The organism is Mucilaginibacter sp. L196, assembly GCF_009765905.1.
GTDB lineage: Bacteria > Bacteroidota > Bacteroidia > Sphingobacteriales > Sphingobacteriaceae > Mucilaginibacter.
Genome location: NZ_LMUO01000015.1, coordinates 458,475 through 484,088, shown reverse-complemented (window position 1 = coordinate 484,088; position 25,614 = coordinate 458,475). Strand labels below are relative to the sequence as shown.

Sequence of the window (25,614 nt, the reverse complement as noted above, 5' to 3'; positions counted from 1 at the left end):
CATACTTTTATAAAGGTAAAGTTAAAACAGTCTTGTTATCTCAACTTTAGATCGCCTCACTTTCTTTTTTGATAGTAAATAGCGGCGACTGTTTAAAATACTCTATCGGAATTGGAGGAAGAAGGTTAAATGACACTTATAGTCTACGGACATTTTTTACTTTATTTATTAAATTTGACTATGGAACAAGAAATTATACTCCCTTCGAAACCAGGTCAGATATGCAGGATTGTCCACCCACTCAGTGACGAAGACCCTGAAGACGTTTATATCGTTTCAGAGGATCCTGCGCTATTCGACAATGACGACACGATTTATGTAACGAACCTCAAAGATCTTCAGCGCAACATTGCCAAGCCATTGTTCGCTCCGCAGATCGCTATAATAAAAGGTGAACTCACAGTGGTTGCTGAGCATCTGGAATCTTATATTAATTCATGGAATAACAAGTAATAGCATCCGGGTCATCAGTGCTTGTAAAGACCCATTTTAAGAAATTTAATTTCCGCGTTCGGGCTGTTCACATTAAATACTCTTGCGATTATATAATTATCCTTGGTAGTTTGTTCAAAAAAACGCCATTCGTCATTTCTGATTTCGATAGGAATTTTATCAGCGTCATACTTACCGGTAACAGTAGATTTAGCATCAACGTACAGCATTACTTCCTTTAAACTCTCGGTCATTATTTCAAAATCATGGCTGGTGCCATAAGTCAGATTATTCACAGGATTCTTTTCGCTGATCCATTTGACCCTTTTGTCCCCGTATATCGCTTTTAGTTTTTCATATACTTTTTGTTCGCCGATCAGTCCCGGATTAATGTCTGAGCCAAAATTATTTCCTCTTGGTTCCTGATGCCCCTTTTTTGAATAATTTTCGACACGCTTGCCCAGTTCAGCAAGCCTGAGCAATTCATCGGTATCAGGAGAAAGGGTTTTTATTTTTTCCAGCAATTCCCGGTCATCCGGGCTTATCGCAAAATCGCCCGATTTATATCGGTAAATTTCCTTCAACTCAGCGATTGTTAAAATCGAATGTTTTTCAATAATTTCCAAAATATCACCTGAATTTTTATTCAGGAAAATGTTATTGCCATCAACATCTGGCAAGTCCCTTGTGAAAGATTTTATCTTTCGTCCAAGAAATATAGTATTATAGGGAATAGGGCCATCGTATAGATATATCCTCCATGCACTGTCTTCGGTGAATTTCTTGTAAAATTCAGTATCCCATTCAAAAGCGTCCTTTAATAAATCGAGATCAAGCACATCCTCAACCTCCGACTCGTCCGGTTCCAGTAAATCAAGCCAGGGTGTGTTAAAAAAATCACCTGCCAGAAGCTGATATTTAAGATTCTTTAAAACCGGGAAAACAAGTGATCGCAGACCATCATCAGAACAGATAAAACAGTCGGACGGAACATGCAGGCCGAATATTTCAGCTATATCTGAAATGGAATCTACTACAGGAACAGGCAAATCTATTTCCGGGGTTACCGAGTCATAAATCTTCTTTAACCATTTATAATTTTCGCCACCTTTGCGCACACGTAATTTTTCCTGCGCGAGCCAGCTGATTGTATTTGCAAGCAGTTTTTCACTTGCTTTTAGCGCTGCAAACGTCAGGTCGTCAGGTTCAGTTTCGCCTTCGGTAAAGAAACTTCGAAGTTTAACGATTCCTGATTTTTCTGCATTCAGCCCGCATGCTGTGAGATACTCTAATTTTCTCGCTATGTCCGGCCCCGCCAGCCAGATTAGCATCCAATCAGGTAAATTTTCATCGCTGTCTTTTAGCGCAAACTCCGGCGGATAAACTTTTTCGGATAAATTTGTGTCCAGCAGAGCAGCAATAATCTCATTGGACCCGGAAACGGCATTATCAGCCAAAAAATCCAGTATTACTGATTTCGCTACGCTTTGGAAAGAAAATAAACCTATTTCTTCCGGTTCATAAATTGCCACAAACACAATCTGGGCGGGATGCTTCAATTCGGTCAGATTACTGATTTCATCGTAAGCTGCATCGGACTTCATTTCCTTTGAACTAAAAAGACTGCTTTCAAGTGTTTTCAGCCCGAGTATTGTTAACTGATCCGAAAAGTCGCTAATTGTACGACTGCTGCCTGCATAGACAGGCAAAAGCTCCGCCAATGAAAAAGAAGTAAAAGATCCATCCTTGCGCTTAATTCTGATATGATCCGAATAGACGAGTTTGCTTAGTTGTTGCTGGTCTATAAATATTTTATCTTTCAGCAAGTTAATGTCGAAATCCTCATCGAGCAAAACATCGGCAACGAGCCGCAAAATAAAATATTCAAGTGATTTCTTATCGTAAATAACAGAATTATCGATATGCAAAGAGTTCAGGTTCTCCAGATACTGCTTTTTTATCTCCCGGTTTTCATTCCAGTAGAGCGGCGCTAATTCTTTCTTAAATCCGAGTGCCGAATTAATTTTACTCAGAAAAGGCGCACCTTCAACCATCAGACCGATCTCTGTGAGACCATCAGTAAATAGCTGTTCTGAAAGTAATCTGAAATTAGTTTCAGATAACATTTCATTGAGCAATGGCTGTTTTGAAAAATATTGAACTGATCCTCCTTTTAGAATTTGAAAGCTGGTGTCACCAGTTTTCACAATGGTCCAGTTTTCAAATAATCGGTCCCTTGTAAGTATAGAATAATCGATCAGGTTGACAATAGCGTCCCGACTTAGTGTGACAGGATTAGCATCTTCAAAAGTGAAACACGAAGACATCTGAGCACTGTCGGACAAATAAAATGGTGATTCTTTATCGGTCAGGAAGGGAATAACTTCCAACGCGGGCATATCAAGGCCTGTCAACTGCTTGATGGTATCAGCAAACATGCCAGCGTTTTTAAACGACGCTAAAGATTTATTAAAATAAATTTCATCCCGTTGTTTAAAGTGCGTTCCGGTAAAAAAAACTTTTTGTATAGTAAAAGGCGTGTTGGTCTCGTGATCAAAATAATTGGAAACCTCCCTGTAATAAGACGCGGCATCCACTATTTCACTGTTAAAAGATTCGATATTCGGCAAAATAAGATCTTCGTAAAGGTCTGTTTGCTTTATCAAATATTTATCGAGTTTAGGGAAATAGAATTTTTCCGATATACAATTACCGTGTAACCACAACGGCGTATCATCCATTTGACGGGTAAGCATTCCCAGTTGTACGGTTCCGCCAATGACATCACTTGCGCACGGGAAAAGTTCCCAGCCCCGCAGGGCTTCCCTGCCAATATCCTTGAACTCTTCGCATAGTTCAAACAATGTTTTCCGCTGGGCCGGATCCAGCGTGTTGTTGGCAGATAATTCCTTAATTTTTTTGAATAGGGTTGCATCCGTTGGCAGGAACTCCGAATACGCAGAATGAATAGCAGGATAATTCGCAATATTAAAAAGGGACGCAACAAAGCCAAGTTCGTTAAAAATCAATCCAGCATGAAATGTAAGCTTTTTATGAACGAGAAGGCTATCATCAACCTGGATCTCATTCATCGAGTAATTAACGCCATCTGAATGCCGGAAAAGCCGGATATTTTCGAGAACTGCTCCCGAATCAGGGTAAGCGAACAGATATTGCTTTTCCGGATCCGTCGGATTGAAATAGGTCTTGTCAAATATCCCCAGGACTTTTAAATATTCGGTGTCAGAAAGTGATTGCAAATAATTGTTAAAAAAAACAAGGTTCTCCGGCTCGTTCAATGATGTTACAAGGTCTTTTGCGCTGAAAACATCAATATCCAGATCCGCCGAAAATAACTTTCGCCAGTCGGTATCAGCAGCTACAACAGATTTTACGGTTCCGGCTATTTGTTTGAAAACATCCGTGCTGAGCAGCCCTGCAAACCCTGTTCTGTCAATAATGCACTCTGACGCCTTTACAATCTCCCCCGATCGGGAGACAATAAATGGAAACTCGTTCAACCCGTCAGTAAACCCTCTGTCGAATGCATCGCAAATATTTTTCCGTTCGCCGGACAATTCACTTGCGGAAAATCTATTTCGAACAAGAGCATTCAAGTATGTTGTCCGTAGGTTTTCTTCTTTGGCAAGCTGTGACAACCATTTGAAATGAAAGTAAGCGATAAAATAAAAAAGATGCTGGTTCCAGAGATTTGCAGGTATTACGTTTTCCCTGTTCTGGGTAAGAACGAAATCGCCATTTACAAGAAAAGGCAGCGCAAAGGATACATCTTCAGTAGGCAGGTAGCTGAAGATAATGGCTTCTTCAGGTCTGATCTTTTTAATTTCATCTCGGGAGTATGGGACGGCAAACGTTAAAATTGTTTCATCCAGTTTAGCGAGTTTCGCTGGAATATCCTCTATTTTCTGTTGAAACTTATCAAGAAAGTTATATTCCGCAGGATTGTTTTCAGAGGCTTCCTTCACTATTTTCTTAGTCATACCAGTTCCGGACTTTCTGAATCCAATGTCATCAATGGGTATCCGGAAATTGTCTCCGGATTTCAAATATTGTGCTTTTACTGTTGCTTTCGGATCGGTCTTTTCTACGGTAAGAATGTTTCCGGTTTCTTTTCTTGATATCTTTACCGAGTGAGAATCCAGTTTTAGCCTTATGCTTTTAACCTCCCTAAGAAAAAGCAGAAAACGCGGATCATTGAAAAGGTTTTGCAGAACTGATCGGTAATTCCGGCTTTCAATTTTAACCCGGCCAATATACAAAGCAATACCAACTCTGCTATTTTCGATTTGAGGATAAGCCCGGAGTTGTTGATGCTGCGGAAGACTGTCACCAATCCTCAAAGGGTCAACCCAAACCGGTTTGATCTGCCACGGAATATTTTCGATATGGATAAATTCGTCCTCCTTGCCCCTGAACCTGTTTGCTTCCTTGGTAGCTTCTTCCGGCCGGAGTTTATCAAAATATCCTTTGTATAATTTATTAAAATTACGGTAGTCAGGAAACTGCTTATCATACATGAAAGAAAAGCCGCCCGACAAAATATATACCTTTTCCGAATCTGTGAAAACGGACTTAAATCCGATACCTTTATATCCGGTTTTCTGGGTATCGTTTCGCTTATTACTCATGCCGTTGCTTGAGATCGCCTGTACATCGCCGCGTCTGAACGGCTGACCGTTATGGAGAAATATCAAATAATCCTGTTCGAGTATAAACTGCACCGAAACTCCGGAGTTATCGAAGGGCATATCATCGGCATTTTGTATCAGCTCAAAGATAAAGCGCTCAGTGGACGTATACAGAGCCAACTCATTTCCTTTCAACTGCGCTGCAATTACCTGTGCATCCTCTGGGGTAAATCCTCGCCTGACGAAAAGGTCTTTAATAAATCCTCTGTGATCTGTATAATCCGGCAGAAAAGCTATCGGTAACTTATTATCAACCCTCAGTTCGTACGGCAGTTCTTTTTCTGACCGGAATTGTAGCGGAGCTAACTTTACATGAAATTCATAATAACTTCCGCTAATCAGATTATTGTTGTGCGGGCAGAAAAAGTATTCGACCGGATTACCATCGGGGTAAAACACTAACTGATCTTTTAATGTTGCCTGATTAAAAAAACCGGCGTGAGTACTTCGTGCAGGATCGTGGAAATATCTGCCAACAAATACAAGTTCTTCATTAAAGGCAATATTCCAAAGCTGCTTTAGGTCGGTTAGCAACTCGGTCTCTGATTTATCTATTTTATTCTTTGATTCTAATTGCTCCAGTACCCTAACACTCAAACGCACACTCCTGTTAATACGAGTTTCGCTAATTACCTTTTCTTCAAATCCAGTAACACAAACCCTTATAATATCCCCAGGCTCAGCGGATTCAAATAAGTTATAGGAAACGCGGCGATTTTCGGATAGGTCGCCAATCCTGAGTTTCCCATTAAATGAATCTGTTATTTTAACGATTACCAGTTCTTTTTCCTCAATTTTTGATAATATCGGGGCATCCAGAATAGTTCCCGCAGGATAGGTCGTTTTAAGCTGTTCCCAAGTCATGGTCAGTTATCTAAAAAACCGTATTTGAAAGCTTTGTTAATGTTCAGCTGGGCAATTTTTTTATTATGGTCTGTTAACTGCTTCGATCCGTTAGAAAGCTCTGCCATGAACTGGTACTCATATCCTTTGAGTTTTTTATTCTTCCTGTCCCAGTCGACTACCTTTTGAATAAGTTCGGGTGTTACGGCTACCGCATTTGTTTCTTTATTGTCAGGTTCCTCCGCATCGTCAGAAAATAAGATCTCCGGTGCCTGCGTAATCAGGATATCGATTATTTTGACGCCAGCTATCCGTTCATATTCAGTGAGCGGCGTATTATTTCTTATTCTTCCGGCAAGATTAAAACAATAGTTTTTTTGCTGGTCAGAAAGGAGGCCAGCAGCGCTGCCCCATTCTTCAATTTTCTGCCAAGTCTTCGGAGGTACCGATCTGATTCTTTCCGTTTCCTCATTAATAATAATGAGGTCTGCATCTTCGGACGATAACCTCTTTCGCAACGCAGAGGACTTACTAACGAAATCAGACTCCAGTAATGAATAATCGACCAGCGTATCAACTTTTTTAAGTGTGGTCCAGCATTCCTCTTTTTTAGCATACTCCCCGTAAAGTGATCCGGGAGCGTATTGTTTAATAATGCTTTCAACCTCCACCATTAACTCATATAAAATCGTCCTCAGATTCTCGGAAAGTGCCTGAGCTTTCCAAATTTTGTAAAGGTCAAGTTTGTTATGCGTTTTATAGTTCAGGTAGGATATAGCGTAGGGTACTGTTATATACCGCATATCGCCAATGGCATTAGGTTTTATGCCATATAGCTTTTCAGCAGTTTTGAATAAGATTCCTTTTGCAACGGCATCTTCGAAATATATCGTATCGGGATTGTCCTTTACATAATTGATAAACTGAACATAATTCTTCTGATTTCCGCGAACAACGATATAAGGACCAATAGCAAGCTTTTTTCCTTCGCTTTTTTCACCGTATGAATTCTCAAACTTTGCCAGATCTTCTTTACTAAATACCTGGGACTTGGGGTTTTTAATATCAAATGCTTTTTGTTTAGCCGGTGTAAAACCATCTTTAAGCCTTGCATTCTTATACTGGCCGCGTGCCCGTTCATAAAACCATTTGGTCTGCGTGGGCTGGCTGTCATTATGCGGAGTGACCGTAGTTCTTGAAATTTTTTCAAGCTCGATATGAAACGGCTTATTTGAACTCAGATCGGATATAGACACTTTGTTCTGCGTATTGGCATATTCCGCAATTCTGGAAACAATCACGCCGAGATTGTCTTTTTTCTTGATAACGGAGAGTTTCAACTGGACCTGTATACCGGAAATATCAGCCTTGTCCTTTTTCCAGGTGTGGTAAATTGAAGCTGTTGTTTGGCCTCCGTTGACGATCTGTAAATCCTTTACGCTCGAAATAACATAGCCATCTCCGTTTTCTGCCTTTTCTACAACAATATCGTCAGCTGTTGCGGCTATTCCATTATTAAAAGCCAGGAACATATGTGGCTCAGATATAATTGTTTTTCTGATACCGTTATTTATTTTGCCGGTAAACTGCAAAAAAGACCTTACATTCTGTTCCAGCAACCGTGCACCAAAACGTTCATAAATTACAGCAAGTGCGCTGCCGGAAATTATAGCCAGGAAAGATTGGTATTCTTCATTATAGGTTGGCGAAAGAATACAGGGTATATTAAATCCTTCACTCTTAAAGTCAATTTCAATTGGCACGTGAGACTTCTCGATAATATTATAAAGGTAATTGAGGTCAATTATTCTGAAATAGACCGGGTAGCCTGAAATGTTCTCACTGGTTGGCGCTGCACCTGTATAAATGCCATCCGAAATAATTATGGCGTTAATTCTGACCAGATTATTTTTCAGATCCTGCGACTGATTTAGTGTTTGTGCAAACTGAAAAATTTCGGACGCTTCTTCGAGATCATTTGCATATTCCTTGTAAACAGCTTTACGAAAAAAATTAACAATCCTTTTTGCCGCTGTATCAATTTCCTCTTTTGAAACCTTTTCGGGCTGGTCAAAGCCCTTATAGATAGTAATAATCAGATCGAGAGTCTCGTAATTTTCAGAAATCGCATAGCCGTTTATTTTATGCTGGTTTTTGGTGCCAAGAGCCTTTTCATCATATGCGGGCCGTGCATTTTCAGTTTCTCCGGCTTCCGCCAGAAGGTCAATTCCCCATTGCGTAAAAATCTGCTCCAATGTGCCACCTTCTTCCTCGGTTAGCTGGGTTGATCTTATATCTTGCTGTAAGGCCTGATAGAAGTTATTTATTTCGCGGTTTTCAAAGTCATTACTCATGAAAAGGTGGTTGTGTTAAATACAGTTGTCGAATCTGTAATATAGTCGGTACAGTTAGACAGTATAATTGAATAATGTATGTCTCCAAGCCCTTTGCGAAGGTCGCTTTCCTGAATGCGCGGAAAACTCCCCTCGACCTTGTAAAACGACTGATCTCTGATAAGGTAGCCCGAATCGTCGTAATGATGGCTGTCTTCTTCCCGATATCCGCTGAACATCAATTTAGTTTTAAACCGGTTAAATGCCACCAAATCAGCAGAAAGTAATTCACAGATGGAGAGTATAATAGCATTTAGGGTTTCCCCCGACTGCTGTAATACTTCAAGGGATAAATGATATAAAAAAAGCTGGTCAAGGTTTGTTGTATCCAACTGCCTTTCCCCGTTTATATGAACTTTCTGATGGTTATTTCCTTTAGTTGTTTTAACTTCAACAGCCCAGCCACCGGTCTGGAAATCCCGCACCTGCATTTCACAGCCTACCCATGAGTTTACCGTTTTATAATGCTCACTGTTGGCATTTAAAAACTCCCGGAGAAAATGAAGTTCTCCGTAAAGCCCCCGCTGGCTTTCCGGAGTAAGCCAATCACCGGGTGCTCTTTTAAATAGTGTATTCCAGTTTTCGAAACGGTTAAACAGTTCTTTAACCAGTGTCCTTTCATTTGATACATTTGCTATACTGGATATCAGGTCTTCGCAGAGCACTGAAAAAATATCATTGTGTACCGGATTGGTGAGTTTAAAAATCAGGTAATTTCTGTCGGTATTTTTGGTGTCCGCTTTAAGTTCGATCTCAAGATCCTGCAGACCAAGATAATGATTGAGGTCGATAGAGATGGCCATGCTAATTGATGCAGCAATGCAGCGGCACCTACCAGGCGAAATAAGTCCTATAAAAACTTGTGGTAAAAATGTCCCGCCGAAACCTTTCAGCATAAGTCCTGCGGAAAAAACAGGGTCGCTTTCCTGCTCCAGCCATATATCCTTAATCTTCATCGTCATCCTCCTCTTCGTCTTCAAGTTCGAATTCCTGATCGAAAAATGGCAGGAGTTGTTCCGGGATCAGATAGGACACAGCCGCATTAAACCGGCTTCCGGGAAAACTTATCGCATAGGCGACAACCGGATCGGTCAGTGGCTCCGGGTCTTCCGGTCTGTTAGCGCCATCTGGATCAAGGAAGTAAATCAGCAGCAAGGGCTTTTGCGGGTCACGTATTTCATTCCTTACAATCTCACCGTTAGGATATCCGGGTTCGCCCTCTTTCTTTCGCTTCGCCCACATCGATTTTGTTTTGTCCAGAGCCAGGTCATACTGCTCCTTGGATAAATCAACAAATTCATCTTTGGGACTGATCAGGTGAGATTTTCTCAGATAATAAATTTCTTTGCTTGAATTACTTTCATCATAATTTCGAAGATAATAGCCCGCTTTTAAGTCTCCGTTTGCTATCCGGATCGTATATTGCTTGGCTGCTGCTTTCTTTGATATTAATGCAACACCCCAGCTGGTAAGTTCATTGTTACGAAGCTGAACATTAATAAAACGCAAAAGATTAGATGGATCTGCTGCTTTCAAATTTTCTGACAGCGCAAATCCACGCATAAACTGGGTAATCGTCTGGGGAGACACGTCCTTCCATAAATAATTATCCCGCTTAATCTCATATTGATTTCCCAAAGCGTTTATCAGTTCTACGGTAGCATCCAGATTCTTTCGGACTGTACTATGATCTTTTGATAGTTCATAGGACTCTATCAGCCTGCCCGCCCAGGAAATACTGATATCTACGGCTTTTCTGATTTTATTCGACGCTGATATTTGCAATACGCCAGGGTGGGTTCTGACCTTGAGCGCATATTTTTCCGGCGTTGCACCGGCAACATCAGACATATAATCAAATTCATTCCTTAATTCTTCGGACGCATGAGTGATATGACAAAACCATTCATTGATTTCACGGCTTGTAAAAAGCCGGCACAAGTCTGTATAACCGCCTCGGTAGCCAAACCATCTTCCCATCTGCATCAGGGTATCGTACATTTTGGATGCCCGCAGATAATAACTTACCGAAAGGCCCTCCAGAGTGAGCCCTCTTGAAAGTTTATCTCCACCGATAGCGATTACCGAAAGGCCATCCTTGTGATCAAAATAATTAAGAACATCTTTTGATCCCCCGTTTACCTCCCTGATCTGGATACGGGAAGCTGCGTCATGAAGAAAATCAAGTACATCGTTCCAGGTATGAATCTGAATTTTATGATCAAGTTTATCAAAGCCGTTTTTAAGAATTGCTTTGGTCGTTGTGACATAGGACTTTCCATGAAGCTGGTCAACTTCAAAAACATCCTGAAGTTCTCTCAGAATGGATGGCGTCTTCATTTCAATACCCCGTTTATAGTAACCCATCACTTCTTCCACCACACGGAAAATTACCTTTTGCCAGTTCTGAAATCTGGTAATATGGATCAGCATCGAATTATGGACATTGATCTGCCCTCTGAGTTGCCTTACCGCACAGGTAATAATAAAAGACTTAATTGCCGTTTTCAGTGAATCGGGGAACTGCTCCCTGAACTGATTAACTACATCCTGTTCAACCAGTTCCTTCGTTTTCCAGTCTTTTAATTCAGATTTCTTATGCTTGTCCGGGACAAAAGCGGTGTAGTCGCTGATCCTTCTGACTACTGGTAAGACGGTTTCAGAATCCAGATCATCCTCAAGTAATGAAAAACCAAAAACTTTGTCGGGGCCTATATAATTTGATGGCGCAGGCAGGTTAATGATAAAATCTTTGGGGAACAACTGGTCTTCGTCTATGGGTATGAAAATATTCGCAAACGGTGTTGCAGTATATCCAACATAACCAACCTTGTCGAATAGTGCAATAACCTCTCTAATCAGGCGGTTTGTTGTACTTGCCGGATCATCTTCCTTACTGGTATTAATAGAGGCGTGGTCGGCTTCATCATCAATCAGCAATAAATTTTTTATAGTGATCTTTTTGTTGCCATCCCGGTCAGGAATTGCCTGCGCTGAAAGCCATTGAACCAGTTTTTCAAGTCTTGGCTTGGTTTTTTTAACAACAGCGATTATAGGTTCATTCGTGTGGAAGGTAAGCGTTGTGCGGTTACTGATGTCTCCGCCGCTTGCACTGGAGGTAACGGAATGAGCAGGTAACGGGCTTCGGCCTATACCTACGCCTATGCTGTGCTGCCCTGTGTTAAAAGCCCGTTGAAACTGTGTGTCAAATCCCAGAAAACCTTCATCGATCCTCAACTGGGTTTGTGTCCGAAGACTGTTCTGAGTTCCGGCCAAAACTATTACCAGATTGAAACCGCTATCCACAGCCTTGCATATTAAACCGGTATAATTTGAGGTTTTGCCTGACTGTACCTGTCCTACAACGAGGCCATATTTCGAAACTGAACCACCAACTGTCGGATCAAATATTCCGTCAAGCGTTTTATTCGTTAATCTTCCGATCTGTTCAACAACCGTTGTAGAATAGTTTTGCCCGAACTGTAAATAATCGCTGTACCTGTTCCAGAAATTCCACTGGATAGAGGCGTTTCGCTTATAGATCCAGGGATCCGGCTTTCTTTCAATTGCTGTGAAGTCATCTATTCTGACATTATAATTCGCCTGAAGTTCACGCTTGATGGCTACCCGGTCAAGACCGGCGTAATTAATATTGGCCAGCAGGTTATCTATTACGGTTTCAATCTGCTCTTCATTTACAGAAACATTCCTTGGAAGCTCGGTACGTGCTGTTTTGACAGCGTCATCCAAGTTATGAGGTTTGCTGAGATTATCAACAATATAGTCGAAAAGTTCAGATTTGTTAACCTGAAAAATATTTAAGACCTTATCGATAGCTTCATTGATATGACTGACCGGTATAGGCCGGGGTACGCGCGATAGCAGTACCAATGTCATTTGTGTTGCCTGTTTTATCATTTAGGTTTTATAAAAGTTCGATTAGGTGCGGATAGTAATTAAATGGTTCTATATTTATTAAGATTCGCTTGGCCTCATCCGAAGATTTTCCGGCGTTTAACAGTCCTGCAAAAAACTGATCCAGTGTTTCTTTTACGGGGTCTCCTGTAAGCGTAGCAAAAGGTTTTCCCTGTTGTTCGGGTTCCTCTGACTCTTTTATAAAAATTGACTTTGTCGGGATGGTTTCCTCAATAAAACGCAACATCAGGTCGATGGCTTTTCCAGGATTAAGCCGGGCATCTTCCTCTGTCTTTTTTACCAAGGGGTGTTCCCGGTTAATTTTGTAGTACCACTTATCGCCCCTTTTATGATCGACCCATAACGGTACAAATTTCTGACCGGGTATCTGGGTAATCGTTCTGCCTTTGTGCCGGTAAACCTCTACTGCCAGATTTCTGATACGGCCGGCATACGCTTTAAGCTGATCCCTTAATACCAACGGAGGCCGGGCTACAGATTTTTTTATATCGATCTGCCATTGGGCATCCAGACTATTGGGAAGGTCAACCTGAATTCTTGCCAGTTTATAATGCTCTTCCTTCCGATACATGCCGAGCCAGTCTCCGGCAAGAAGTAATCGCTCATTTCGGTATATATAAAATCCCTGCTGCTCATTCCAGCCTCTGGGCCCCTCAGCATTCCTGAATTCATCTTCCGTTAATTTCGATTTGTGAGGTAAAACAAATCCTTTAATAAAAACTTTGCCATTCTGCAAATGCTCCGCCGATTGGGGTTGAGTAGAACCGTGTCCTGTCAAGAATGGATTCCAGGGCAAAACCGGCCTGTCCTGAAACCATATTTTGACCTTTCCGGATTCTATAAAACGGTGAAAAACCATTGAAAGATGCTTCTTGATCTGTTCCATGATAACAAGGAACTTGTCAAGTGCCTTGGTATCATCCTTATGGAAATGCTGTACCAGCCGGTCAATATCGTTCCAGACGATGATTGTTCCCGATGCTACATCGGACAAAATTTCGGTATCGTGAGTTTCAGGTATATACTTGAGTAAATCCCAGTTTCCGGTGTCCTTTACAAAATCGAGGTCCCAGGTCCAGTACGCTGGGTCAGAATCAGTTTTTTTGCTTATAGCGGACAGCACCCGGCATTGAGAAAAGCTGGCCGTTTTAAGACCCAGGCCAAATCGCCCCAGATCTTTAACTCCCCGCTCCGCAAGCGGATTTTTGCTACCGGGCCTCATCGCCTGAACAAGTTCTTTACTGTTCATCCCGTTTCCGTCGTCTTTAATCGACAACCATGTTGCCTCACCTTTCCACTCAAATGATACCCAGATATTTTTAGCGTCGGCAGAGATAGAATTATCTATAACATCAGCTACCGCTGCTTCAATGCTGTAACCAATCGCCCGAAAGGTTTCAATCATTGATGATGCTTCTGGAATAGCGGGTTCTTTTTCGTATTTGGAGTAGTCCATTGTGATATGGTTACCGGTTTAGTTTTTTTATTCAGTCAGGTTGTTTTTTTTAATCACTTTTTGTTTTCGTTATCAGAATTCCATAATTCCAGCTGGTTTTCATTCTGGGCGCTTGAAAATATATCGTTTACTACCTTAGCAATTTTGAAAGCAAGCAGCGGCGGTACGGCATTACCGACCTGATGAAATTGCTGCGTTCGGCTTCCGCAAAAGAAATAGTTGTCGGGAAATGTTTGTATCCGCGCAGCTTCCCTTACAGTCAGGCTCCTGCATTGAGAAGGATCAAAATGAATAAAATAATGTCCGTCTTTTGAAATGTGGCTGGTAATTGTTGTGGCAGGCTCATCCGGGACCTGCACTCTGAACCGGTCATTAAATTTTCCTGATTCCGCGTTTTCATGATCGGGAATCAGATCCTCCCCGTATTTGCGGTAATCTTCCATGCGGGGAAACTTATGGTGAGTTTTAGTGTATAAACTTGCAAACATATACCGCTTCAGATCCTGAGTCAGATGCGACCGCGATTCATGATGCAAAATAGCATTAAGCCGTTCATCTGTGTACCAGGCTTTCAGGGGATGATTGTCTGGAATGGTGTCGCCGTTAAAAGCGGTATATTCCTTTCCGATTGTTTCAGGGTGGCTATTGCCGACCGAAACATCATAATTAAATTTATTAAAGGTTTCCTTAAGCTCCCGTTTGTATACCTCAATGAGTTTGATCCAGGATTCATAGGAGTCTTTAAGGACGTTATATTCCCTTTTCTTTTTTAGCTGGCCATCTTTAACTATATTTTCACTGTGAGAAAATTCCCTGTAAATACCACTACGAACGACGGGAAGCATGCTGATGACCGATTTTAAATCAACTTTTTTCATCGGATGCAGTATGCCTGGCTTCACATCAATATCGTTTCTGACCCCAAGTAAAATAACCCGATGCCTTTTTTGAGGCAATCCGTACTCTTCGGCTTTTATCAGGTAATCGGAATCTTTTTTTACGTGTTCCTTAACAAGCGAAAAAATCCGGTATTTTGAAGATGTGTACTCTGGAAAAACGGCCGATGGATTTTGCAGGTCATCCATTATCTTATGGAAAATCTTTTCACCGTCCAGTTCCGCCGAAAGTAACCCTTTAACATTTTCCATCACAAAAACTGCTGGCTGGTGGTAGGCTATAATCCGTAAATATTCTTTGTAAAGATGAACCCTATGGTCATCCTGATGAACCCCTCCTACGCGGGAGCGGCCGGCAAGTGAATAGGCCTGACATGGCGGGCCTCCAATCAACACCCATTCCTTGTTACCGTCCAAACAACTTTCAATCCGCGCATCTATTTCGTCGACGGGCGTTAAGCCTAACGTCACCTGCCATGCTTCGTTACGAGCTTCCTCATATTCAGTTGGATAAAAATTATAAAGTTCGGCAATATTGATATCGCCTTTTAAAAATTCGTAATATTCATCCGGTAATTTTCTTAGTGGAAACTGTCTGATAAATGAGCGCAGTGTAAGCGTTTCATGTTCCCGCTTTTCCTTTTCAATGGAAAGTTTTATTTTAAATATACGCTCTCCGGCATCGTCCGCCAGCGTACTAAATCCTTCAGCCAAACCACCCGGACCGGCAAACAAATCAATAATTGGATATGGCATGAATAAAAAAAGAATTGTAATTTACTAAGAGCCTGTTTAAATTTTGTTCAATAATAATTTTATAGCGCCGAGTTTGGCCATGTTTTCAGAAGTTTCGAGCAGGAGTTCATAGTTTCTGCATAATCTTCTGTCGTTGTCGAACCAAGAAAAAGTTCTTTCGACCACCCATCTTTTGTGGACCGGTTTAAATCCGGTTTTCTTATCATCAGAACGCATAACCACCTGAATAATATAGCCGAAACTCTTCGTTACCTGTTCAATGATCTCGCCTCGGTATCCTCCGTCAGCTATGATCACTTTTATACTACATAGCATTTCTTTCAATACCCGCATCATCAATGTGACGGCTTTACTGTCATGAATGTTAGCTACGGTTACCATTACAGCAACTAAAAAACCATTCTTATCTACGATGACATGGCGTTTGATACCTTTTACTTTCTTGTTGCCATCGAAACTATTGAGAGCCTTGTTGTTCCCCCATCTTACACTTTGGCTATCCAGTATACCTAAACTAGCCTCAGCATTTTGCCCCATTTTTACCCGGACATGTTCCCTAAGTTTTGATAGCAAAAGGTCAAACTGTTCTAAATCAGACCATTTCTTATAGTAGTAATAAACCAACTGCCATTTGGCGAAGTCTTTCGGCAACATTCGCCACTGACATCCTGTTTTCAACAGATACTGGATCGAATTCCAAATCGACCGTAAATCATGTTTTCGCTTACGTTCGTCTAACTGTAAGGTCTTTTTTATAAATTGCCACTGGTTATCGCTTAAATCGGTTGGATAAGTTTTCATGCTAAATGTGTTTGTCGTTACTCACAATTAGTACTTATTTGACCGACTAGCGATGGCCTTTTTATCCACTTCTCAACACATAACAATTTTATTTATCTATTTTTAAACAGGCTCTAAGATAGGAAGATTTATATACACGGCAATAATATTACCTTAATATGGTCAGCTATTCGGTTTTGAAATTTGCCAACAAATTTTTTAAAGTATTATTTACAGTGCTTTTTTTTAATTCACATTCCCAGATCGTAACTATTTTCCAACCCATCTCAGTCAGACACCTGTTTGCTTTCCTATCATTGTCGGCATTTGTTGTTATTTTATTCAGCCACCATTCTGTATTAGTTTTCGGAATTATAAAATATCTGCAATTTTCGTGACCGTGCCAGTAACAGCCGTGGATAAAGATTACCGTTCTGTACTTTGGAAGAACCAGATCGGGTTTTCCGGGCAAATTTGAAACATGTATCCGATACCTGAGCCCTTTAGAAAAAAGAAATTTTCGAACAAGCATCTCCGGTTTGGTATTTTTGCTCCGGATACGGGACATATTAAAACTCCTGGTTTCTTTGTTGTGAACATCCGCCATTGAATTAATACGCTTCAGAATAAAATTTGTTCCTATTTCGAGATAGTTCCCTGCTTCAACGATGATAAAGGATATACATCTCTCAAAGTGTTCTTCTGACGATCCCATTCCAGCAATTCTGTTGGGACTTTATTTATGGCACCCTTAACCGCGATAAGATATCGTTTACTGCCATCAGCTTCGGATATGTGCTGTTCCATAAAGAAATAATAATCAGAGCCTTTAACTAATGCATGAAGAAAAGGAGCCATTCCTTTTTGTAATAACAAGTGGTCTGACGAAGAGTGGTTAGCATCATTGACTTTATAGGAATCAATTTCCAGTAGCTTATCGTTTAAAGAGAAATTGGTGAAAGTACTTACAACCATTAGTTCGTACCGCGACAGGATGTTATATAACATAGGCCATACCATGTTACTTTCCTGAAGTTTTTCAAACTGAAGAAAAACATTATGAAGGCCGTCAACCAGCACACCAGTAAATGGTTGCCCCCTTAGTATGGCTTCATCGAGCTTTCTGGTAACTTTATTTAAAAAGTCTTGCGGAGAGAGATACCCAGGATAAAGAACAATGTACTCTATCAGGGGATCTGGAATATCCTTATATAATTGCTTAATTCGTGACTGTATATTCTTCTTCTCGAATGCAAGTTCACGATAATATTGCTCCGGATATAAAAATGATATTATTAAAATATTTCTTCTAAACTTTAAATGCCCAAAACTTAAATTCTGAATTGTGTTAATTTCAATTGTCGATTCAACAGGCGGGGATAAGAGCAAGGACATAGCGAAACCAGCTTTCCCTGCACTTCCAAATCCATGAATTAATATATTTGACCGGGAATATAGATTTAAAAACATTCCTTCGTCAGCATCAATCTTTTTGCTGCTTTTTACTGCGTTTCTTTTTATATCCAGCTTTTCGGCGGTCGAAGTAATCTTATCGTGCTCTTTCTCATATAGAAAATTAAGTGTGTGGATACTTTTTGTTTCGTCATGCAAATTTTGCTGAATTCGCTCCTTTCGATCTATTTGAGAGGGGATCTGAGGGGATATTCTAAATCCCTCTTTGCCTGTCATGTGAAAAATGTGTGCTCCTTGCCTGGACAACTGATGTCTTGTTTTAAACAGATTGAAAATCCGAATTGGTTTATCATCGTCTATATCGACACCTTTGTGCTTCAATTCAATTCCGATGTCTACAAGGTATTCTATTTTAAGCTTTTCAGGGATGCTTTCGGGAGTTAAAATCAGAATAATAGAATTAAGTTTTCTACAGGTTTCTATGAAGTATTCAATTTGTTGATAATAGTTATTATCGAAATCAATAACAGACTCGTTTATATTATCAATTACAAATATGTATGGACAGGCGATTACCTTCTCATCTTTTATAGATTTGTTTTTTTTTGTGTGCAGGTCATCTGCAATTGCATTTATTTCGGCCGACAACGCGTCGATAGCAACTCGTCCTGGAAAATCTATGCCGAAAAACCAATTCATCTTCCCATTAAAAAAATTAAGCTCCTTTTCAACTTGGGGTTTAATTGTCAATATCCTTTTTTCAATATCATCTACATTTTCTTCAAGAGATATGTAAAAACAGGACGTGCCAAAGGGCGAAAACGAATTCGCCAGAGCCAAAGCAAATGAAGTTTTACCAACCCCCGCTCTTCCGCTTACACTTATCACCAATCCGCCGTCAGATGCTGGTTTTAGCCCACCAAAGAAAACCACCTCAGCTCCTTTAATAGGAATTGGAAAGCCAAATATCTGGTTAATGACTTCTCCCCATTCCGGCAATTCACGGTAATGAGCAGACTTACGGAATTTAACACGAGCGATTTTTTTTCTCAAACTGTCAATAAAAGTATTTGCTTTATCTTTAGTTAAAAACTCAAGTGCTTTATCTTTATCTGGAAACCATAAGTGGGCGATCCCTTTTGCAGCGAGAAAATGACCAACAAACGATTTAATAATAGGCATTTTGACCGAACCTGAATAGTCCATTTCAACATTAAGGAACTCTTTTGGCCAACGACCGCTCTGAATATCAAACCCCTCAAAATCTGCTAATGCGTCCATTACCTGACTTTCTGTAAACAATCGGGATTCCGGATTATTAGATTCAGATTTATGTCTTTGGGGGTGGATGTTTAGTATATAGTATAAAAAAGACTTGCAGGCTGTAATCGAATAGGCCGCAGTAAACGAATTATCAGGAACAGTAAGTAGCTGATAAATTATATAAAGAGGTGATGGGATTAAATATTTGTCTTTTCTGGAACCAATTTGCTGGGCATCATCAAACGCCCTTAAAGTAAGTTTTAAAACACGGGGATATTGTTTTTGTCGATCCTGATGTGACTCATACAATCCCTCAACAATATGCTTATCCGCCTTGGGGGTAATTTTTAAGACATCGGCAAAGCACTTGATTAACTCTGGATTTGTTTCAACCAATAAATCTCTTTTTTCAGGTGAACTATAACTTATACATAATTCCAAAGCTTGGGAAATACAATCCCAAAGTATTGGAAACATATAATGATATATCCCCTTCATCTTAAATTCTGGTTTAACCATTTTATTTCATTTGCCTCAAAACATTTCTTTTAAACCCAATATAAGCGTCGGATTTTACTAATAACGGCTTAAATTCAATTACCTGGGGTTTCGATGGATAAGCAATAGTATTCGTTAAAATTTGAATAGTCTCCCTGTCATAATCTTTAGATTTTTTTCCATAGTATCTTCGCCTCAAGCGTCCGGAGATAAAAGCCCCCTTTCGCCCTAAAATCTTTGAGGATCCTGTCTTTACTTTGGGATGATTAGCTTCTCGTATTTTAACAACTTTGTATATTTCCGCTCTTGAAATCAACTCGGGATTTTTTATCTGATTCAGTTGACCCACGATCTTAGTAATTTCTTCCTTTCTGGAGTCAATCTCTTTAACCATATCAGCACCCAATTTCGCTTTCATCAATTTGGTGAAATTCAGATCGCCAATCAACGGAAGTAATTCTTTATAAACTTTTTTAAGAAAAAAAGTGTCAGGAGTTCCCAGCCATTTCATAAAAAGATTGAGAAATGCTGTCTTTTCAAAACGGTTATCTGCTATAAGGAATTTAATTAACTCCACTGCCGCTTCTTTTGATTTTTCAGAAAGAAGACTAACGTATAACCAAGGACTGGATATTTGTAGTTCGGCAAGATCTGTATTAATAAGTTCAGGATCGACAAGTTCGGGTTTCTTGGAAACTAAAAATTTAACCAGTTCAGCTTTTTGAAAAACCTTAAGATTCTTGCCATCAGGCAGATTCAGAAAAGATAATAACTGGTCAATAATATCATCCGTATCCAGCTTTGATCTATTGATATAGCTTATTAGTTGTGAAATATCCTGGGGTGCAAATTCAAAAAGTTCATTGTACAGAGATATTACAATGTTCTGTTCCTCTTCTTGTTTTTTTGAACCCGGTTCCAGCTTTTTGTTTTTCTCAATCCGAAAATCAAGCAAAGTAAACCCTTCTCTGTCGGGTTCCCCTGGATTTAAAATAAGATTTTTAAGATCTAAAGCGCGGGTGTTTAACAAGGTATCCTGCATATTTACTTAATAATTAACGCGAACTTATCTAAAATATGCTTAAATTTATTAGGCACATGGAAATATTCGTCAAAACCGTCCAAAGTATTACACGCAGCTAACGGAACTGTTTTACCTCCGGGCATGAATTGATCATAAAACTCTGCATCATATACGGTTGGCTTCTTGACTTTGTTACATTCTTGTACTGAATGTGTGTATACAACCTTATCTAAATTAATCCCCTCTGTAAGGCCGGCGCGGCAATCCAAACTATTAAGTTTAGAGGGTGCAAAAATATCACTTTCATCTTCGGGAAAGGGAAAACTCCACATACCCCACTGACTTGTCAATGCTTCTTTTAGTTCAGGTGCAACCGAGAGTGGAAGTTTAGGTACTGAAAAAAACTTAATACATTCATCCGGATCACTTAGGATGCTTGGTTTGATATCGGCGTTTATCAACTGTTCGAAGGCGAAAATTCTTAAACTCTCGTCAATACCTGAATCGAAAACAGTTTCAATTAATGCTTCGAGATTTAGAAGGGTGATCTTATTTATCCATTCAACAAACTTTTCATAGGGTAGAATTCTGACAAAAGGCTTTGAAGGGTCGGTGGCACTTTTACCCAAGTATTTGTTTTGCCTGAAAAATCCGCAACAATAATCTTCAATTTTCAAAATCCCGGAGATATCGAAGACTTGCAGATGGTCCAGGAAGTTTGTTTTATGGGTATCTGTCAACTCAGAATCAACAACAAATTTACCCATAAAGCCGTTTGCAACCGTCGCCTTTTCAAGCGCTATAAATCCGTCGGAACGGGAATAAGGAGTTAAATCCATTAATTGTAAAGGGCTTGGTTAGAAAATGCGTTGACCCTTTAAATGTAGATATTTTAATAAACAAATCAAATATATATACTGGATGGCAGTGGAATATATTTATCCAGACCTGTTTCGATCAGAAAAATTTCCTGCATGACACTATATACATCCTGTCCGGCGGCTTCACAAACCGTAATACACTTACCCATTAACCGGTTCCTTTCCGCCGCTTCTTCATGCGTATAAGCCGGTATCCCGGTTTCCATATGAACATAATTATTGAAATCTTCGTCAGGATGAGCATTGGTGCCTTCCTGAACCAGTTGCCTCATAAAGTCTTCCACATCTGGAATGGTTGATATTTCGGTAATCATCTCGTTTTTTTTAGTAATTTCTTCCTTGAATATAACGATTTTTTATTAACTTTAAGTATGAATTTCTGGAAAAATAGTGGCTATACTTATCAATCCCTCACCGGAATTCCGGAGGATAAATTTCTGTTACTGGTTAATGGAATGGACAGAAATGATATCATTGAATGGCTGGCCTGGAATGATCCCAATGGTATTTATGAGGATAAACAATCCTTAAAGGAACTGGGCAATATCATGAGCCGGGATGAAGGTCTGGAAATACTATTAAGACAAGTTGAGGAAAACCGAGTGGTAGTATAAACCAGGTAACGGATAAGCGGGTTATTATTTACATGCTAAAATATCTGGATTAACGCCATTAAAAAACACCCCAACCCATGATGGATCGGGGTGTTTCCGCTCTAAACCGGAAGTTTGTATTGAACTTAGAATAATAATTGACTATAGTTCTGTGCCAGATGAAAAGGGTAATTAGCGACCAGCATCTCGGTTTTTAGTTTCTGCTTGCGGTTTTTGGCATTAACAACAATAGGTTGCACGATGGCATATTCCTCCCATTGGTATTGCTTAACATACCGCGCTAATATGCTGGACGGATAGGCCGACAATAAAAACTTCCCTTTTATTTTTGCCAGTAAAGACAGCAAATTCTCAAAATCCTGCTCGGAATAGCCATCATAATGTCCCATGTTGGAATTGAAATAAGGCGGGTCGCAATAGAAAAAGCTTTTTTCAGTGTCTCTGCTTTTAATGATATACAATGCATCCGCGCTTTCGATCTGGCAGTTCTGTAAACGTTTGGCAATACGCAGGGTAAACTGTTCTATTTTGTTAGCCAGCGTTTGCGGAACCGTATTAGCAATTTTATCATAGCCCCAGCCACCGTCCAGCATAGAGCCAAAACTTTGAATGCTTAACACCCAAATCGCCCAGGCACGTTTAACCGGATTAAACATATCCGGGTTATTGTAAATGATTGTTGCCTGCCGGTGCAGGTCGCGGCTGTGAAGTGTAACACGTATTTCCTCAAACAGGATGGCATAATCTTGTTTTACGACGCGGTAAAAGTTCATTAATTCACCATTGGTATCGTTAAGTACCTCTACTTCGGCGGGCCGTTTGGCAAAAAAGACAGCGGCACCACCTGTAAACGGTTCTCCGTAAAGAACATGCGGCGGTATCAGCGTAATTATCTTTTCAGCAAGATTTTGTTTACCGCCATAGTAACTAATCGGTGTTTTATAAAGAATATTGCTCATGAAAATCGGTGTATAATTGTCAGTATTGAACTTTATAGCACATCAGTTAAAGTCAGGTCGACTACTTGTGCATTGATCAGCAGCGACACCCGGCATTTTACGCCCGGTGTCCCCATGCTTTGTACTTTGAATATTTTGCCGTTATGAATAGCAAAGGGCGAATCTTCCGGGACCTGAACCATAGCGGTGCCACTCGCCCTGATCCGGTCGACCTTAGCAAGAATGTGTTTCATCGTTTAATAAAGTTTGTGGGTTGGAAAAAAGCCAGGTCTAAGCCGCCCAGCCCGTTTGAAAAACGGGGGTTGGTGAAGGGCGGCTTAGTCCTGGCGCGGGTGCCTGAAGGTGTGCGGGCGTTCCCGGCGCAAGCGTTTCCAGCGATAGCGGGTACGTATGCGCAAAGGGTTAGCCCGCACTCCTGCAAGGCAAGGGGAAAAAAATTTAAGGAGTTGGCCTAACGGCCTATTTTACGGTTACCCTCATTGCGATCCTGGATTTCAGTTAACCGGAATTCATTATACCGCTTGCCGATGAGATAAGATAAAACCTCCAGTTCGTGCAGGTCTAAGCTTTGAGCAAGAATATGCCGTGTGAGATAGGTTTCCTTTTCGGCAAGTTGTTCAGGATTTTCCGCTGCATTTATTAATGCCCGAAGCAGGTCCGCCTGGGGTGACAAAGGCTGCTGCTGTAAATCAAGTATAGGTATAGGTGCCGCGATCCTCATAAGGTACACGAAAGTCTATCTTATAGCTGACATCAAATTGCTCGGCTATTTCGCTCAAGCTCCTGATTGGGGGAATCCAGCGTGAGTCAAAATGAAGTGCGTTATCATAAACCATGATCGAAAGAAAGGGCGGTGTATGTTCCTCCATTTGGTTGAAATGATCTAAGATTGTTTGTTCGTTATCACCAGCAAACACAACAGTATTCATACAATGGCCAGTAAGACTGCTCATCGTCCTCTTGTTACGTTATTGGCCTCACTTTCCGCCTGTTCAAAAGAATTGGAGATATCAGTTTCGGCGGCTTCCTGACGTTTCACGGTTGTGGTTTTAGTTTGTTCCCCATTACTTCTCGCTGCTGCTTTTTCCGGCCATATTTCCTCATCCCTGACCTCTTTCATGTTTTTATCGTAGATGTCAAAAGATTTCATAACCGGATTGGCAGCGACCAAAACTGGAATAGTTTTTTTACCCATGGTTAGTTCCGTTTGCCAGTAATTACCGTTGCGCATAGCTTGAAGCCCCTCTGATTTGGTAGCTTCTTTATCCAGCCCCTTTAAAGGATACTTAGTTATGCCATTTTCAAACTGGTAGCCATATTCTGGCCTTAATACCTTGAGCGGGTGATTACCATATGCATCCTTAACATCCAGCTGCAACTTAAACCATGCCTTGATCTTTTCGGATTTCTTTGCATCAGCCTCTGCGCCTTGTGGCCTTACGTAAATATCCTTTTCAAATGATTGGCCGGATAATAATTTATAAGCCTGTAAAGCAGTTATGCGATGATCCCTTTCGATGTCGAAAGTTTGCTCACGCGGTACCAATTCACCGGTTTTATGCAGCGTGACATCAATAGTGTTTAAGAAATAGGCATCGCCATCTTTTTGCTTATTAAAGTTAAGGCCATATTGAATGTAATCGGTTTTTGGCGCGTTTACATCCTTACTTTCTAAGGGCCTTAGAATATTACTAATACCCAAGGTAAATTTGGGCAATTCGCGGCTGATAGCCGATTCCAGTACTGCATTTAGCTTTTCGCCAAAACCAAGACTGGTTTGCAGTTTTTGAAGGTATTCCAGGTTTTTTTCATTCTTTACCATAATAATTAAATTTTAGTGATTAAAAAAGTTTGTATTGATGACCGATGGCCGGAGGTTCATAGCCATTTTCCCTCGCGAAGTGTTCGCCGAATTCTGTTACCAGTTCCGCTATATCCCGGTATGCTGTATCCTCCAAAACTTCAGTATGAAAGAAATGTGAGCGATAGCCTGTTTCGCTGATAATTGGGCTTTCTGAGCGAAACTCCATGTGGCTGACTAATGGTTCATGTTCCGGATCGGGATGCTTATCCAGCCAATAATAGCGGTAAGCGACCTGTACATCCTGCCCGTAAACCTTGATTTCCAGGTCGACGTTTTGTTTAAACTGTTCAGGTATCATAGTTGGCAAGTTGTAATTCGATAAATGAAGACAGGCCACGCAGCGGCTTATGCGTTCGCATGCCTGCCCGCAATCCGGTTAGCCGCTCAAATCGACTTAGTGAAAAAACTCCGCTGTCTAAAATAAAAGGCTTGTTGCAGTAGGTAATCATTACCTGCTCGTTCATGATCTGGAAAGAAACAGAACGGCCCTTAAACCAGGTAGCTATTGCCGCATCTGCAATGAGGCCAATCAGGTTGGCATCAAAAATCAGGTGCCAGCGCGCCAAAGGAAAAGCTGATTTTAAAGCCTCCACTTGCGCCGTAGATGGTAATAACCCTACTGCCGCAAAAGCAAGTTGTTCAGGAAATTTTAATAAAAATGCCCGCTGCGAAATAAAGCAAACCAGTTCAGCGGCTGAATAACTGACATACAGGTCGCTAATCAGATTTGGATGGTCGGCATTTGCCAGCCAAAATTCCGAGGTGGACGGGATGCGATGCCAATCCGGTGCCCAACTTTCCACCATTTGGTTGCCATAATGAAATATTAACCGGCCATCGGTATATTGAAAAAATGGAGTGAAAAGCTTTATCACTTCCGGCTTTAGGCCAAACATG

General features: G+C 40.7%; 21 protein-coding genes. 2 read left to right on the top strand and 19 right to left on the bottom strand.

The features are described from left to right. The first annotated feature begins 180 nt into the window (after positions 1 to 180). On the top strand, positions 181 to 453 hold the full coding sequence (locus GSQ74_RS13115; RefSeq protein ID WP_158993974.1) for a hypothetical protein: 273 nt from the start codon (positions 181 to 183) through the stop codon (positions 451 to 453). A 14-nt stretch (positions 454 to 467) separates the two neighbouring features. On the opposite strand, the gene GSQ74_RS13110 is transcribed toward GSQ74_RS13115, so the two are convergent. The 12 genes from GSQ74_RS13110 to GSQ74_RS13055 form a co-directional block, all read right to left on the bottom strand. Further along, the gene (locus tag GSQ74_RS13110) at positions 468 to 6,005 is read right to left on the bottom strand and encodes a sacsin N-terminal ATP-binding-like domain-containing protein (protein WP_158993972.1); all 5,538 of its coding nucleotides are present in this window, start codon (positions 6,003 to 6,005) and stop codon (positions 468 to 470) included. Positions 6,006 to 6,007: 2 nt separating this feature from the next. Continuing rightward, positions 6,008 to 8,338 carry an AIPR family protein gene (locus tag GSQ74_RS13105; protein WP_158993970.1) on the bottom strand — a complete coding sequence of 777 codons (2,331 nt, stop codon included), beginning with the start codon at positions 8,336 to 8,338 and terminating at the stop codon, positions 6,008 to 6,010. Then, a complete protein-coding gene (locus GSQ74_RS13100) occupies positions 8,335 to 9,333 on the bottom strand; it encodes a PD-(D/E)XK motif protein (protein WP_158993968.1) in 999 nt (332 codons plus the stop codon). The genes GSQ74_RS13105 and GSQ74_RS13100 overlap by 4 nt, the downstream gene beginning before the upstream one ends. After that, positions 9,323 to 12,295, bottom strand: a complete 2,973-nt coding sequence (locus GSQ74_RS13095) for a Z1 domain-containing protein (RefSeq protein ID WP_158993966.1) — start codon at positions 12,293 to 12,295, stop codon at positions 9,323 to 9,325. The genes GSQ74_RS13100 and GSQ74_RS13095 overlap by 11 nt, the downstream gene beginning before the upstream one ends. A gap of 7 nt (positions 12,296 to 12,302) precedes the next feature. After that, positions 12,303 to 13,769 carry an ATP-binding protein gene (locus GSQ74_RS13090; protein WP_174236927.1) on the bottom strand — a complete coding sequence of 489 codons (1,467 nt, stop codon included), beginning with the start codon at positions 13,767 to 13,769 and terminating at the stop codon, positions 12,303 to 12,305. A 53-nt stretch (positions 13,770 to 13,822) separates the two neighbouring features. Further along, positions 13,823 to 15,421, bottom strand: a complete 1,599-nt coding sequence (locus GSQ74_RS13085) for a DNA cytosine methyltransferase (protein WP_158993964.1) — start codon at positions 15,419 to 15,421, stop codon at positions 13,823 to 13,825. A 36-nt stretch (positions 15,422 to 15,457) separates the two neighbouring features. Next, entirely contained in the window at positions 15,458 to 16,222 is a 765-nt protein-coding gene (locus GSQ74_RS13080) for an IS5 family transposase (RefSeq protein ID WP_158993962.1), read from the bottom strand. 166 nt (positions 16,223 to 16,388) lie between these two features. After that, the gene (locus GSQ74_RS13075; RefSeq protein ID WP_158995183.1) at positions 16,389 to 16,808 is read right to left on the bottom strand and encodes a DNA mismatch endonuclease Vsr; all 420 of its coding nucleotides are present in this window, start codon (positions 16,806 to 16,808) and stop codon (positions 16,389 to 16,391) included. 32 nt (positions 16,809 to 16,840) lie between these two features. Then, positions 16,841 to 19,396: an ATPase domain-containing protein gene (locus GSQ74_RS13070; RefSeq protein ID WP_158993960.1), complete on the bottom strand. Its 2,556-nt coding sequence runs from the start codon at positions 19,394 to 19,396 to the stop codon at positions 16,841 to 16,843. 1 nt (position 19,397) lies between these two features. Further along, a complete protein-coding gene (locus tag GSQ74_RS13065) occupies positions 19,398 to 20,417 on the bottom strand; it encodes a hypothetical protein (RefSeq protein ID WP_158993958.1) in 1,020 nt (339 codons plus the stop codon). Between the two features lie 2 nt (positions 20,418 to 20,419). Continuing rightward, positions 20,420 to 21,238, bottom strand: coding sequence for a hypothetical protein (locus GSQ74_RS13060; RefSeq protein ID WP_158993956.1), 819 nt, complete (start codon positions 21,236 to 21,238; stop codon positions 20,420 to 20,422). 65 nt (positions 21,239 to 21,303) lie between these two features. Next, on the bottom strand, positions 21,304 to 21,594 hold the full coding sequence (locus GSQ74_RS13055; RefSeq protein ID WP_158993954.1) for a hypothetical protein: 291 nt from the start codon (positions 21,592 to 21,594) through the stop codon (positions 21,304 to 21,306). Positions 21,595 to 21,651: 57 nt separating this feature from the next. On the opposite strand from GSQ74_RS13055, the gene GSQ74_RS13050 reads away from it, so the two are divergent. Beyond that, the gene (locus GSQ74_RS13050; RefSeq protein ID WP_158993952.1) at positions 21,652 to 21,894 is read left to right on the top strand and encodes a hypothetical protein; all 243 of its coding nucleotides are present in this window, start codon (positions 21,652 to 21,654) and stop codon (positions 21,892 to 21,894) included. A 125-nt stretch (positions 21,895 to 22,019) separates the two neighbouring features. Here GSQ74_RS13050 and GSQ74_RS13045 read toward each other — a convergent pair whose 3' ends face one another. From GSQ74_RS13045 to GSQ74_RS13015, 7 genes are all read right to left on the bottom strand, one after another. Then, positions 22,020 to 22,853 carry a DNA adenine methylase gene (locus GSQ74_RS13045; protein WP_158993950.1) on the bottom strand — a complete coding sequence of 278 codons (834 nt, stop codon included), beginning with the start codon at positions 22,851 to 22,853 and terminating at the stop codon, positions 22,020 to 22,022. A 32-nt stretch (positions 22,854 to 22,885) separates the two neighbouring features. Continuing rightward, positions 22,886 to 23,086, bottom strand: a complete 201-nt coding sequence (locus GSQ74_RS13040) for a hypothetical protein (RefSeq protein ID WP_158993948.1) — start codon at positions 23,084 to 23,086, stop codon at positions 22,886 to 22,888. Between the two features lie 218 nt (positions 23,087 to 23,304). Then, positions 23,305 to 23,574 carry a hypothetical protein gene (locus tag GSQ74_RS13035; RefSeq protein WP_158993946.1) on the bottom strand — a complete coding sequence of 90 codons (270 nt, stop codon included), beginning with the start codon at positions 23,572 to 23,574 and terminating at the stop codon, positions 23,305 to 23,307. Continuing rightward, entirely contained in the window at positions 23,543 to 23,806 is a 264-nt protein-coding gene (locus GSQ74_RS13030; protein WP_158993944.1) for a hypothetical protein, read from the bottom strand. Before GSQ74_RS13030 ends, GSQ74_RS13035 begins: the two co-directional genes overlap by 32 nt. Next, a complete protein-coding gene (locus GSQ74_RS13025; protein WP_158993942.1) occupies positions 23,803 to 24,675 on the bottom strand; it encodes a hypothetical protein in 873 nt (290 codons plus the stop codon). The genes GSQ74_RS13030 and GSQ74_RS13025 overlap by 4 nt, the downstream gene beginning before the upstream one ends. Before the next feature lie 19 nt (positions 24,676 to 24,694). Beyond that, positions 24,695 to 25,015, bottom strand: coding sequence for a hypothetical protein (locus tag GSQ74_RS13020; RefSeq protein ID WP_158993940.1), 321 nt, complete (start codon positions 25,013 to 25,015; stop codon positions 24,695 to 24,697). Then, positions 25,005 to 25,613, bottom strand: a complete 609-nt coding sequence (locus GSQ74_RS13015) for a hypothetical protein (RefSeq protein WP_158993938.1) — start codon at positions 25,611 to 25,613, stop codon at positions 25,005 to 25,007. Before GSQ74_RS13015 ends, GSQ74_RS13020 begins: the two co-directional genes overlap by 11 nt. Between the last annotated feature and the right edge of the window lies 1 nt (position 25,614).